Here is a 12031-nt window from a genome sequence, read left to right on the forward strand (position 1 = left end):
TCAGGTGATCTGGCCGGCTGCCCGCGAAGCGTTTGCCCATCGTAGCAGGCGTGGACGTTCGCTTTCGATCGGTCCCAGCCTGCCGTAGAGTCCATCGATCAATCCATAGCCGATGGCGGCGAGCTTCGCCAGCTTGCCGCCTTCGAACAGCAGCACCTGCGCGATCTGCATCAACGTGACGACGTTCGGCGCGATCGCAACCGGAAACGACAGCACATACTGCCTGCACAGAAACATGCCGTTGCGCGCCATGTAGTAGCGGCGCTCGGCCGGATGGTTCGTCGACGTCACGCGCAGCGAACCCAGCCGGTGCACGCGCCGGTGTCCGATGCGGTGCGTCAGCACGAGACGCGGGTCGATGTAGAACGGCACGCCGAGCTGCAACGCGCGCATCGCGTAGTCGGTGTCGACATGATCGATGAAGAACGCTTCCGCGAACGCGCCGAGCTTCTCATACGCGCCGCGCGAGATCACCGACCCCGACGACAGCAGGAACGAGCAGCGCTGCGGGCCGTGGCATCCTTCGAACGACAATCGCCGCCACGTGAAGCCGTTGCTGACGATCTGCGGCATGAACCGGCGCGCGTTCGCATCGAAGATCTGTGGCCCGATGACGAACGGTTTCGCACCGAAGCGTCCGGACGATTCGTGCATCAACGGAAAGTAGTCTTCGCTGACCACCGAATCCTGATCGAACAGCGCAACAGCGTTCAGGCCTTCAGCGAAGAGCCGGGTCAACCCCGCGTTGTAAGCGCCGGCAATACCGCCATGGTTGCCGTTATGCCAATACGCAATGTCGTGCGCGGCCAGCGTGGCGGCGAGTTCGGGGTCGGCGCGCATCGAGTTGTCGACCGCCAGCACGTGCGGGGTCCGCGCGCGCAGACGCAGCAGATGATCCACGTGTTCCGCGAGCGGACGAAACAGCACGACGAGCGCACCGATCTGCAAGACGTCGTCCGTCATGCCGACACCTTTTCGTGATGCGGGACGAACCGCTCGATATACCTTGCCGCTTCGATACACGCGTCGGGCGCGCGCTGCAACCGTCGCTTTGCTTCCTCGCATCGGATTGCGATTACACGGTCGCGGCTGACGTGATCGATCGCTGCCGCAAGCGCGTCCCCGCTCGCAAGCGCTTTCAGCCGCACGCCGCAACCGATGCGAGCCACGCGCGCGGCGTTGTCGAACTGATCGTGCGCGAAGGGTGTCACCACCTGCGGAATACCGCCCGCGAATGCCAGCGCAGCCGTGCCGATGCCACCGTGATGCGCGATCGCCGCGCAGCGCGGCAGCAACGTGCCGAGCGGCACGAAGCTGCGCGCGAGCACCTGCGGTTGACCGCGAAACGCAATGGCCGCATTGCGTGCAATGACGATGGCTCGCGTTTTCGTCCGCTGTAACGCGTGTTCGATCGAACCGAACCACGCGCGTTCGTCGAGCAGCGTCGAGCCCGCGGTGAAGACGACGGGCGGCGGACCGGACGACAGAAAGCGCTCGAGTTCCCGATCGGGTGCATCGTCGGCCCGCTCATCGTGCGCGAGCGGAAAACCGCACATCGCGCGATTGCGCGGCCAGTCGGATTGCGGCGGCGCGAACCATTCGGGAAAGAGACACAGCACGCCATCCGTCGAATGCAGCCACGTGCCGAGGATATGATCCGCGGGCGCGAGCCCGAGCTCGGTGCGCACGCCGTTCAGCACCGGCCCGAGCGCGCGGTCGAGCAGCTTCGTTTCCAGCAGATCCATCAGCGAAGCGCGCGCAACACGCGGCAGCCACGCGGGAATCGTCATGCGCGGATGCGTGGGCGGCGCATCGGCGGAGAGCAGGGTGGACGGCGATACCTGTACCGACACATACGGCGTGCCGCGCACCTCCTGCATCAGGCGCGCGGACAACGCCCAGAGCGAGCCGACCAGCAGCGTATCGCGCGTGGCGAGCGATGCGAGCACGTCGAAATGCGAACGGATCGTCGGCGCAATCACACTCCACAACACGCGAAAGGACGTGCGCGGATTCCATAGCGCAGGGTTCGCAATCGCGGATTCATACTCCGGTGCCGTGCCGATGGGAACGAATGCGAAACGTGCGTTCGTCACGAGCGGCTCGAACGGCGGATGCGTGCAGAACACGATGCGATGTCCGCGCGCGGCCAGTGCGCGACCGATGCCGATGAACGGATGGACGTCGCCGGCGGAGCCGATCGCGGTGATGACGATGTGTGCCATCGCGTGCTCAATAGAGACCGGGCACCAGCGCGCGCACGACGCGGCGGTACGCGTGATACGACTCGCCGAAGTGGCCGGACAGCCAGCGCTCCTCGACGCGGACCTTGTACGCAAGCGACGCGAAGATCAGCGCGAAGCCGATCACGCCGATCGGGCGCGCCTGAATCAGCGCTGAGCCCGCGATCGCTGCGAGACAACCGGTATAGATCGGATGCCGCACGAGCGCGTATGGGCCGGTGCGGATCAATTCGTGCGTGTCCTTGAGCGTGACCGACACGCTCCAGTTCGTGCCGAGATGCAGCCGTCCCCAGACCGAAAACGCAAGCCCCGCGATGACGATCGCGAGCCCCGCCCGTTGCGTCGGGCCGAAGAAAGAAGGTGACGCCGCGCTGTCGACAGCCACGGGCCATACGATCAACGCACACCCTACGATGAGCGGCACCGACTGCAACGTGCGCGACCAGCCGCTCTCGCGACAGATGGTCTGCTTCGCGCCGGCTGACGCGTGAATCCAGTACGCAAGCCAGAGCAGCCACGGCACGAGTATCGCAGTTGAACGGATCAGCGATGCGGTCATGTCAGGCTCCCAGAGGACTTGCGAGCATGGTGCTCGCAAACGTTTGCGCGACGGTGGCGGGAAAGGCCGGAGCCGGTTTTGCCACGCTTTCCAGCTCGCCGAAGAACGACAGGATTTCGCCGCGCACGGCGGCCGCCTGCTCGCGTCCTTCGAGTTCGAGGAAATGGCCGGTGCCCGGGACCGTTGCGAACTGCGCGTGCCGGACGTACGGCGCGATCTGGCGGATATCGCGTGCGCTCGTATGCTGGTCCAGATCGCCGTTGATGAACTTCACGCGACAGTCGATTGCGGCAAGCTTGTCGAGCCAGTCGCGCGGGTCGAGTGCGAGGATCTGCTCGGTGTGAAAAAGTATCTGTTCGTGATATTCCGCGCCGAGCGCCGTCAGATAGCGGTAGTTCATCAGCTTGACGATGCGCGGCAGGTGCGCGCCGACCGTGTCGTTCAGCAGTTGCGCGGCCGCCATGTGGTTGCCGGCCGCGAGAAAGTCTCGTGCGGAGCCGACGTAATCGAGCATCGCGACGTTGAGATGCGGCGAAAACGAACCGATCACCGCGCGCTCGATGCTGGTACGTTCGCGCGCCAGCGCGAGCAGCGCCGCGAGACCGCCCCACGACACCGAATACATGAACTTCGGTTCGAGCAGCCTCGCCACGTCGAGCAGGATGTCGATCTCGTCGTCCTTGGTCAGGACGAACGGTTCGCGATTGTGCTGCCGCGATTGACCCGCATAAGGCAGGTCGAAACAGATCACGTTGTAGCGCTCGCCCATGTACTTGACCGTCTGCCCGAACGACGCCGTCGTTGCCAGCGCGCCATTGACCAGGATCACGCTGGCGGCGTCCCGATGAAACCGGTGCATTTCCACATGCACTTTCAACTGCTTCGTCACACGAACGACAAGCTTTTCGACACTCATGCCTACCCCCGGAAAGCGAACGACAAAAAGATCCCCAGCCGCACGAAAAACGTGCAGCGACGTGACAGAACTCATGCAATGGAAGAGGGACGACGGTCTGTCGCGAGCCTTGCCGGGAGTGCGACGGAGCGTGGTGCGGTGCAGCGATGTGAGTGGACTATAGTCTGAGGAATAGAGAATTTTCAAGCACGCGATGAAAATTATGCGGGCTGATTTCTACCCTGATTTTCACGCTGTTTTTGCGTTAAATGCGTGTGAATCGATGCGCCAATTCAGTGCGGGAAGTCATGGAATCGACATTGCGAACCGAAAGAATCGGGAAGATGTTTGAATAGTTAGTACTACGGCGTTTGAAACATTTCTAACGAAGCATTCCTGCTAAAGACCGGATTCTTCGAATGCGTCCCGATAACGACATGCGAGACCGGCAGCCGTATCGCGCATCAGTGTCGCGTCAGTCTGCAATGCGGCGCCGATCGCGTCTGCGACGCCGTCCACGTCAGTTGTCGCCGCGATGTGTTGCGGTTCCCATGTCGCTGCGAAGGCCGCCTGTTTTAACGTGTGCTGCGCGCCGTTCATAGGGACGAGATTGACGCGCGGCCGCGCGAACGCCATCGCGACGATTCGTCCGTGCAGGCTTCCGCCGCAATAGACGCGAGCGTGTGCGATCAGCGCGCAGATGTCCCAGAGATTCAGCGAAAGGAACAGGTGAAACGGTATGCCATACAGGAGCGTGTCGAGCCGGCGGTAGACATCGAGATCGTCGTGCCACGGCGCGGCGCCCGCGCGAAACATCACGATGCCGAGTCCTTCTGTTTTAGCGGTGCGCCGGATCTGATGGGCGAGGGCGTCGAGCGTGGCATCGTAGCCGAAGGTGGCGTCGAATTGCAGGGCGACGTAGCCTCGCGGAAACGCGTGGAGCACCGATTGCACTTCGCCGTGTGCAGCCCGTGCGCGAATCTCGTCGCCGAACAGCTCGGCGACCATCACAGCGGAATCCGGCACGAGCGGTGCATCGATGCCCGCGGCGCGCAACTGCGCCTGCGTCTGCCGATCGCGCACGCTGATGTGGCTCGCGTGCCTGATTTTGTCGATCACTTCGTTGCGGAACGCCGGCTCACGCTGGTCCAAACCCGCGCCGCCAACGGCGTGAAGAGCGATATCCTGCACCCGTACCTGCGGAAACGAATCAGCCGAAATCACATATGGCGCACGCGATGCCGTACCGAACTTTGTTCGCGCCCATGCAAGCGGATCGCGTCGCCATTGATCCTCTTCCGCGATCACTGCGTGCACCTGCTCTGGCGGTGCGAGCATGACCGCGGCTTCCCACGCGTTGCAGGTGAGCAGTTCGCCGCCGGCATGAATGACGTTCAGCTGCTCTTGATGCGAGCGCGCGGCGAGATCGCCGAACGCGCAGACGGCGTGGCCACCCCATGCGCGCAGATCGCGTGTGACGAGTCCGGCATGAAGCACACGTCGACGCGTAAGCATCCGTTCGACGATATGCGGAAACAGCAGGTCGCCGAAATTGTGACGGTCGAATGCGCCGAACAGGACCGTGCGTGTCCGGCGGTTTGAATGATCGGGCATGAGGGGCGAGTGCGGCGCAACCACAGGAACTGACCGCATTCGATGGTACCGCTGCAAGCCAGCCCGCGTCGCTCAACGCGCGAGCGTCGAACTCACCCTGATCGCGAGAATCGCGCGGATCGCCGCGAGCGACTGTCTGGCGACATCCGTTGGCGTATGCGGGAGCACGTCTGGAAACGCGGGCGGCACGACACCCAGGCGTCGGCACACCGCGGAGAGCCACGGCTTGTCGGGCCCTTCGCATTGCGACACCGCGGCGGCGATCGCGGCATCGCCGACCTGCCGCCGCAGCCATTCGAGCGTCTGCCGATCCTTCTCGTTGACCACCCTGACCAGATGTTCCATGAACGTCCCCGGGTACCACGCACATGTCGTTGTTGACGTGGATGATCGGTCAGTAACGGGGAACGGCGATGGGCGGTAACGCACATTGCGAATGCAAAAGCGGCAGAAGGATCGGGCGCGCTAGTCGATCGCGGCCCTCGCCGCGGGCGTCTTGTCCTTGAGACCGGTTCGCACTATCTCGATCAGCCGGTCGACGTCATCGATCGTGTTGAACATCGCGAACGACACGCGGATGCCGCCACGCTCCGGCGTCACACGAACGTCGTTGCGCGCGAAGTAGTCGGCCCATTTTTCGACCGGCAGCGCCATCACGTAGATGTGATTGCGCCGGCCGCGTTCGCGCGGGCCCACGACCTTGACGTCGAGGTCGTCCAGCCGGGACAGCAGACGGTCGCCCAGTTCGTTCACGTGCGCCTGGATCTCCGCCACGCCGACGCTTTCGATCAGTTCGATCGCGGCCTCCAGCGCATGGAGATCCGGCAGGTTCAGGTTGCCGGTCTCAAAGCGCAGCGCGTCGTTGCGCGTCGCCATATCGTCCGCGCGAGCGATGTAGTCCGCGGGCGGATGCGCCATGCTCGACATCGCCAGATACGCGGGCTGCAGTTCGTCGAGACCGTCGGCCACATACAGCACGCCCAGCCCCTGCGGAACCAGTAGCCCTTTGTGCGTCCCCGCGGCCAGCACCGAAATGTTGAGCGCTTTCACGTCGACCGGAATCACGCCGACCGACTGCATCGCATCCACCACGAGGTAGAGGCCGCGCTCCTTGCACAGCTTTCCAATCGACATCAGGTCGTGCACCTGACCGGCGTGAAAGGTCACGTGCGACAAGGTCACGACCTTCGTGCGCGCATCGATGTACGGTTCGAACGTCTTCGCGGTCGCGATCTCGTTGTCCTTCAGCGGCGCGAAGCGCACTTCGACGCCCTTGCGGTGCAGGTTGAGCCACGCATAGGCGTTGTTCGGATGGTCGCCTTCGATCAGCACCACGTTGTCGCCAGCGGTGAGGGGCACCGCGTTCGCCGCGATATTCAGACTTTCGGAGGTGTTCTTCGTGAACGCAATCTCCGAAGCTGACGCGTTGAAGAAACGCGCAACACGCGCGCGGGTTGCCTCGGCGCGGCGCAGCCAGACGGGTTTAGGGCCGGCGTTCTGGAAACCCTCCGACAGAAACGCGGCAAGCGCGTCGCGCACCTTGAGCGACAGCGGCGTCTGGTGTGCGGAGTCCAGGTAGAGCTGGCGTCTCGTCACGGGGAACTGTTCGCGGAGGACAGTGAGTTTTTCGGGCGAAATCATGGGTAGTCTCACTTCAGGGTGTGCTCAATGAGCGATCGGCAAGTGACCAAAGCGCGCTCAACGGGCTTCCGGCCTCGGTTGATCGAGCACGACATCGACAACATGGCGTTCGATGACCGGCGCCGCGCCGCGAACGGCGGCGCGCTTCGCTTCCCACCTCGCGATGACCGCGGACGCGATGCTGTTGCCGACCACGTTCGTGACCGTGCGTCCCATGTCGATGAAGGTATCGGCCGCGAGCAGCAGCGCGACGCCTTCCGCGGGAATGCCGAACAGCGGCAGCGTGGCCGCGACGACGACGATGGACGCGCGCGGCACGCCGGCAATGCCTTTGCTCGATACGAGCATCACCAGCAACATGCCCAGCTGCTGCGCGAACGACATGTGGATGCCATAGGCCTGCAGCAGGAATACCGACGCGAACGCCTGATACATCATCGAGCCGTCCGCGTTGAACGAGTACGCAAGCGGCAGCACGAACGACGTGATCCGGTTCGGGATGCCAAATTTCTCGAGCTGTTCGAGCATCTTCGGAAAGGTGGCTTCGCTGCTCGACGTCGAGAACGCGATCAGCATCGGTTCCTTGACCATGCCGAGCAGGCGGAACACCTGCGGGCCGAGGAACGCAAAGCCGATTGCGATCAGCAACGCGATGAGCAGCAGCATGCCGCTGTACACGCCGCCGATGAACTTGCCGTAGGTGGCGAGCACGCCCAGGCCTTGCAGCGTAATGGTGGATGCGACGGCCGCGAATACGCCGACCGGCGCGAACCGCATCACGAAGTCGGTCACTTTCAGCATGACCTTGAACGCCCCTTCGATGGTGACGGCAAGGCTCCGGAGAGTCGGCTCCCTGTCGCCGAACGTGGCGATCGCGAAGCCGAAGAACAGCGCGAACACGAGGATCGCGATGATGTCGTTCTGCGACATCGCGAGGAAGATGCTTTGCGGCACGATATGCGACACGAAGTTCTTCAGGCTGAACGCGGCCGTGCTGACTTCCGGCGCGCCGGCTTCCGCGTGTGGCGGCGCGACGCCGAGGCCAAGCCCCATCGCGTTGGACAGGACGAGACCGAGCACCAGCGACAGCACGGAAGCGGCGACGAACCAGAGGATCGCGCGCACGCCGATCCGGCCCACGTTGCCGGATCCTTCGCCGTGGCCCATTCCCGCCACGACCCCGGTGAACACGAGCGGCGCGATGACCATCTTGATGAGCCGCAGGAACACGTCGGTCAGCATCGACAGGTAGCCGGCGACCTGCTTGTTGACGTCGGGCCCGGTGGTGCCGTGCACGATCGCGCCAACCGCGAGCCCCGCGACGAGGCCAATGAAAATCCAGGTGGAGAGCCGATTGCGCTTCATGGTGCGAATCCTGCGTCGAGAGGTTGGTGTGGGCCGAACCAGGCCGATTAATCGAGAGGCTGGCTTGTTGGTTCCGATTTTTGGTTCTTAAAATTCCACTGTCAAGGACTCTTCCGGGACGCGAGCGACGGTCCGCATTTTCGCGATTGCTGCGAAGAAGCCCGAGGAATAAGCGAATCGAGCGGATTTCGATGTAACGTCACCCCACCGATCGCCAGGGATAACACCTGGCCCGATCGCTGGAAGAGCCAAATTAGCAAGTTCCATTTTTCGGAACTAACCTGCTACCATACGGCTACTGCCCAAAAACTGGAACCGTGCAAACCGCCATGCGCAAGTCAGACTCCCCAGCTCCGGATGCCTCAGAACCGATGGAATCGCCGACGGAGCGCGCGTTTCACATCATCGAAATGACCGCGCAGCTTGGCCGTGTGTCGACCGCAGACGTCGTCACGGCGCTCGGCATTCCGAAGACCACCGCGCATCGGCTCGTGAGCAATCTCGAAGAGTTCGGATTTCTGGAACACGGCATGGAGCGGGGCCGCTATCAGGTCGGGCCGCGTCTGCTCGAGCTGGCCACCCACATCTTCGCGGCGTCGACTTCGCAAGGGCCGATTCATGCGCTGCTGATGGACCTGTCGCGCCGCACCGCGGAGACGGTCAGCCTCGGCGTGATGCGCGGCTCGGAGGTCGTGTATATCGACAGCGCGATCGGCAATTCGCCGCTCACGCTCAATTTCCAGAAGGGGCATCGGGCGCCGGTGCACTGCACGTCGAGCGGACGCGTGTTTCTCGCCAACATGGACCGCAAGCAGCTGGACGCGTACATGATGAGCGGGCCGTGGGAGCCGATCACGCCGTTCACGATCGTCGATCCGGACCGTCTGCGTCAGCAGATCGAAGCGGTGCGCAAGCAGGGTTACGCCAGCAACGATTCCGAGTTCGCGATCGGCGTGGTCGGGGCGGCGGTGCCGATTGCCGGTCCGAGCGGCCGCGTCGTGGCCTGTCTCAGCATCTCGGCGCCGAAGGCGCGCAAGTCACTGGAAGAGGTGACGATGCTCGTACCGACGTTGCAGGCCGCTGCAATGCGGATCACCCGCATTCTCGGCGTGCTGGATGAAGACACAGAAGAGGTGGCGCCTTCGAACAAAGGCTCGCGTTCGAGCAAATCGCACGCGTAGAAACCCGCACGCGTTATCGCGTCTCCGCGTGTCCCGAATCGTTCCGTGCCGGCATGCTGCGAAGATTCGCGGGCGCGTGCTGCTTCACGTGATCGATGAACGCGCGCAGCTTCGGCATGACCTGCCGGCGGCCCGGATAGTAGAGAAACACGCCCGGTATCACGGGCGCGAACGGCTCGAGCGCCTGCGCCAGTTTCCCCGTTTTCAACCCGTCGGCCACCATCGGCTCCGGCAACTGCGCGAGGCCGATGCCTTCGGTTGCCGCGCCGAGCATCGTCGGAAAGTCGCTCGCGATGAGCGGTCCCGACGCGGCGATCTCGAGCGTGCGCCCCTGATCCTGGAACGACCACGGCGCGAGCGCGCCGCCGGAACGCCGCCAGCGCAGACACGCATGCTCGCGCAGATCGTCGATCTGATCCGGCACGCCGCGTCGCGCGAAATACGCGGGGCTGCCGACTACGACAAGACGGAACGGCGGCGTCAGCGGTACCGCGACCATATCGGCATCGATGAACTGACCGAGCCGGATGCCGGCGTCGAACCCTTCCGCGACGAGATCGATCAGCTTCTCGCTTGCGGCGATTTCCACTTCGATTTCCGGATACGCGTCGCAGAAAGACGCGAGCAGCGGTTCGAGCAGGATCGGCACCACCGCGCGCGGCACCGCGAGACGCAGCAGGCCCGTGGGCCTTTGGCCGAGTTCGCGCGCCACCTCGCTCGCGGCGACGAGTTCGTCGAACGCAGGTTGCGCGCGCGACAGAAAACGCTCGCCGGCTTCGGTCAACCCGACACTGCGCGTGGTGCGCGTGAACAGCGCAGCGCCGATGCGCGCTTCGAGCACCCGCACCGCCTGGCTGATGGCCGACGGCGTCACCCCGAGGTCCGCGGCCGCGCGGCGAAAACTGCGATGCCGTGCCACGCTCAGGAACGCCTCCACGCCATCGAGCGCACCCTGTCTGACTGTGAAGTTCTGCTTCATAGCCTGTCAACGTTGTGAGGAATAGTCGCACGCCGCTCACGATGGTACACCTGTCATCCTGCGGCGCGCGCCTGCGCGGCCGCATCGTGCGGTGCTCATTCCGGCCGTCAATGCGACAGCCGACACTGACAGGAGGCGACATGCCGGTGGTCCATCTTTTTCAGTTGCATCTGGTGCTGGGGTACGTGGCCTGGCTGCTGTGTTTCCGCGTGTATATGTGGCCGAAACTCCGGTCGATGGACGCGTTCGACGCGCAGCGCGCGATCGCCACGCTGCACAGCTTCCGTTTCTTCGGGCTGGTCTTCCTGGTGCCGGGCGTCGTCAGTCCGGATCTGCCGGCGAGCTTTTCCGTATTCGCCGCTTACGGCGATTTCGCCACGGGCGTGCTCGCGATGCTAGCATTACTCGTCGCGCTGCTCCTGCCTCGGCAACGGCCGCTTTTCTGGCTGTTCGTGGTGGCGTACAACGTGGTGGGAATCGTCGATCTCCTCGTCGACTACTACGATGCGATCGCCGCGGATGTACCCGCGCACGCCGGCCAGTTCGCCGCCACGTACGCGATTCCAGTGATCTACGTGCCGCTGCTGATGATCACGCACGTGGCCGCGTTTTATCTGCTGCTGCGCCCTCAGCTGAAGACGGCGTGGCGGCGAGCGACGCCGGGCCCGACGTCATCATTCTGATGAACTTCGGATGAACGCGCGGCTGCCAGCTAACGCTATGTAGTTCAGCAAAGTGAACCTCGGATTCACTAGCCGCGACCTATACTTTCAGCGTGTTTTCACTCGCGGAAAGGAGGCGCAATCGTGTTCGTCATCCACCGCGCGGGACGCCGCGCGGTCGTTCATTGAAGTCATGTGACTGCTTTCATCCGAGGAGAACATCATGACGCGCAAATACATCGATTGCCGTGAATTCCCGAGCGAAATGAACTGCTCGATCGCGCTGTCCGCGGATTCCGACAAGGAATTGCTGGAGGCCGCCGTGCAGCATGCGGTCGCGGTTCATAAGCATGCCGATTCACCTGAACTGCGCACGCAACTGAAGTCGCTGTTTCACGAAGGCACGCCGCCCGTCGATACACCGCGCCCCGCGTGACGCCCGCTTCAACCCGACTGGCTGGAATGAACCTGCGTGCGGGCGAGTTGCGATCGCGCCGGCACGCGTGAATCCCGATCCGAAGCAAACGTAAGGGGAATCGACATGGCGACTTATGTGGTGCTGGCGCAATTCACCGATCAAGGCATCCGTGCAGTGAAGAACAGCGCGCAACGCGCATCGCAGGCAGCGGAAATGGCCAGATCGTTCGGCTGCGAAATGAAGGAGATCTACTGGACGCTCGGTGCGTACGACATCGTCACGGTCATCGAAGCGGCGGATGAACAAAGCTTCATGCAGTTCGGCCTCGCGCTCGGCTCCGCGGGCAACATCCGCACGCAAACGCTGCGCGCATTCGACAGGAAGGAGTTCACCGCGCTACTCGGCAAACTCCCGTAAGCAGACCGTTCAGTGCGGTCATCTCAGTGCTTCCATCTTTGCGGGCGCGACATGACT

General features: G+C 63.4%; 13 protein-coding genes. 4 read left to right on the forward strand and 9 right to left on the reverse strand.

The window, feature by feature from the left end; genetic code table 11:
- The 8 genes from DVS29_RS24475 to DVS29_RS24510 all read right to left on the reverse strand — a co-directional run bounded on the left by DVS29_RS24475 (position 1) and on the right by DVS29_RS24510 (position 8317).
- Positions 1–963, reverse strand: coding sequence for a glycosyltransferase family 2 protein (locus DVS29_RS24475; RefSeq protein ID WP_118183107.1), 963 nt, complete (start codon positions 961–963; stop codon positions 1–3).
- Positions 960–2225: a glycosyltransferase gene (locus tag DVS29_RS24480; RefSeq protein ID WP_118183108.1), complete on the reverse strand. Its 1266-nt coding sequence runs from the start codon at positions 2223–2225 to the stop codon at positions 960–962. Before DVS29_RS24480 ends, DVS29_RS24475 begins: the two co-directional genes overlap by 4 nt.
- A gap of 7 nt (positions 2226–2232) precedes the next feature.
- Positions 2233–2802 carry a methyltransferase family protein gene (locus DVS29_RS24485; protein ID WP_118183109.1) on the reverse strand — a complete coding sequence of 190 codons (570 nt, stop codon included), beginning with the start codon at positions 2800–2802 and terminating at the stop codon, positions 2233–2235.
- A 1-nt stretch (position 2803) separates the two neighbouring features.
- A complete protein-coding gene (locus tag DVS29_RS24490; protein WP_205962513.1) occupies positions 2804–3718 on the reverse strand; it encodes an alpha/beta fold hydrolase in 915 nt (304 codons plus the stop codon).
- A 378-nt stretch (positions 3719–4096) separates the two neighbouring features.
- Positions 4097–5311 (reverse strand): polysaccharide pyruvyl transferase family protein, encoded by a 1215-nt coding sequence (locus DVS29_RS24495; protein ID WP_118183110.1) that lies wholly within the window; start codon positions 5309–5311, stop codon positions 4097–4099.
- Between the two features lie 72 nt (positions 5312–5383).
- Positions 5384–5656, reverse strand: a complete 273-nt coding sequence (locus tag DVS29_RS24500; RefSeq protein WP_118183111.1) for a CppA family protein — start codon at positions 5654–5656, stop codon at positions 5384–5386.
- 120 nt (positions 5657–5776) lie between these two features.
- The gene (locus DVS29_RS24505; RefSeq protein ID WP_240655782.1) at positions 5777–6907 is read right to left on the reverse strand and encodes an aminotransferase class V-fold PLP-dependent enzyme; all 1131 of its coding nucleotides are present in this window, start codon (positions 6905–6907) and stop codon (positions 5777–5779) included.
- A gap of 102 nt (positions 6908–7009) precedes the next feature.
- Complete coding sequence (locus DVS29_RS24510) at positions 7010–8317, reverse strand: dicarboxylate/amino acid:cation symporter (protein ID WP_118183113.1); 1308 nt, start codon at positions 8315–8317, stop codon at positions 7010–7012.
- A gap of 371 nt (positions 8318–8688) precedes the next feature.
- Here DVS29_RS24510 and DVS29_RS24515 point away from each other — a divergent pair, with 371 nt between their 5' ends.
- A complete protein-coding gene (locus tag DVS29_RS24515; RefSeq protein ID WP_164707981.1) occupies positions 8689–9498 on the forward strand; it encodes an IclR family transcriptional regulator in 810 nt (269 codons plus the stop codon).
- 13 nt (positions 9499–9511) lie between these two features.
- Here DVS29_RS24515 and DVS29_RS24520 read toward each other — a convergent pair whose 3' ends face one another.
- Positions 9512–10477 carry a LysR family transcriptional regulator gene (locus tag DVS29_RS24520; RefSeq protein WP_118183115.1) on the reverse strand — a complete coding sequence of 322 codons (966 nt, stop codon included), beginning with the start codon at positions 10475–10477 and terminating at the stop codon, positions 9512–9514.
- 140 nt (positions 10478–10617) lie between these two features.
- Here DVS29_RS24520 and DVS29_RS24525 point away from each other — a divergent pair, with 140 nt between their 5' ends.
- The 3 genes from DVS29_RS24525 (at position 10618) to DVS29_RS24535 (ending at position 11974) form a co-directional block, all read left to right on the forward strand.
- Positions 10618–11160: a hypothetical protein gene (locus tag DVS29_RS24525; RefSeq protein ID WP_118183116.1), complete on the forward strand. Its 543-nt coding sequence runs from the start codon at positions 10618–10620 to the stop codon at positions 11158–11160.
- 202 nt (positions 11161–11362) lie between these two features.
- A complete protein-coding gene (locus DVS29_RS24530; protein ID WP_118183117.1) occupies positions 11363–11575 on the forward strand; it encodes a DUF1059 domain-containing protein in 213 nt (70 codons plus the stop codon).
- A gap of 105 nt (positions 11576–11680) precedes the next feature.
- Positions 11681–11974 carry a GYD domain-containing protein gene (locus tag DVS29_RS24535; RefSeq protein ID WP_118183118.1) on the forward strand — a complete coding sequence of 98 codons (294 nt, stop codon included), beginning with the start codon at positions 11681–11683 and terminating at the stop codon, positions 11972–11974.
- The last annotated feature ends 57 nt before the right edge of the window (positions 11975–12031 follow it).

It is taken from the genome of Paraburkholderia phosphatilytica (assembly GCF_003443895.1).
Taxonomy (GTDB): Bacteria; Pseudomonadota; Gammaproteobacteria; order Burkholderiales; family Burkholderiaceae; genus Paraburkholderia; species Paraburkholderia phosphatilytica.

Bases quoted from the DNA above. Each gene is read 5' to 3' on its own strand.
- DVS29_RS24515 (WP_164707981.1), top strand. From the start codon at position 8,689: ATGGAATCGCCGACGGAGCGCGCGTTTCACATCATCGAAATGACCGCG.
- DVS29_RS24525 (WP_118183116.1), top strand. From the start codon at position 10,618: ATGCCGGTGGTCCATCTTTTTCAGTTGCATCTGGTGCTGGGGTACGTG.
- DVS29_RS24500 (WP_118183111.1), bottom strand. From the start codon at position 5,656: ATGGAACATCTGGTCAGGGTGGTCAACGAGAAGGATCGGCAGACGCTC.
- DVS29_RS24495 (WP_118183110.1), bottom strand. From the start codon at position 5,311: ATGCCCGATCATTCAAACCGCCGGACACGCACGGTCCTGTTCGGCGCA.
- DVS29_RS24520 (WP_118183115.1), bottom strand. From the start codon at position 10,477: ATGAAGCAGAACTTCACAGTCAGACAGGGTGCGCTCGATGGCGTGGAG.
- DVS29_RS24510 (WP_118183113.1), bottom strand. From the start codon at position 8,317: ATGAAGCGCAATCGGCTCTCCACCTGGATTTTCATTGGCCTCGTCGCG.
- DVS29_RS24480 (WP_118183108.1), bottom strand. From the start codon at position 2,225: ATGGCACACATCGTCATCACCGCGATCGGCTCCGCCGGCGACGTCCAT.
- DVS29_RS24535 (WP_118183118.1), top strand. From the start codon at position 11,681: ATGGCGACTTATGTGGTGCTGGCGCAATTCACCGATCAAGGCATCCGT.
- DVS29_RS24530 (WP_118183117.1), top strand. From the start codon at position 11,363: ATGACGCGCAAATACATCGATTGCCGTGAATTCCCGAGCGAAATGAAC.
- DVS29_RS24485 (WP_118183109.1), bottom strand. From the start codon at position 2,802: ATGACCGCATCGCTGATCCGTTCAACTGCGATACTCGTGCCGTGGCTG.
- DVS29_RS24490 (WP_205962513.1), bottom strand. From the start codon at position 3,718: ATGAGTGTCGAAAAGCTTGTCGTTCGTGTGACGAAGCAGTTGAAAGTG.
- DVS29_RS24475 (WP_118183107.1), bottom strand. From the start codon at position 963: ATGACGGACGACGTCTTGCAGATCGGTGCGCTCGTCGTGCTGTTTCGT.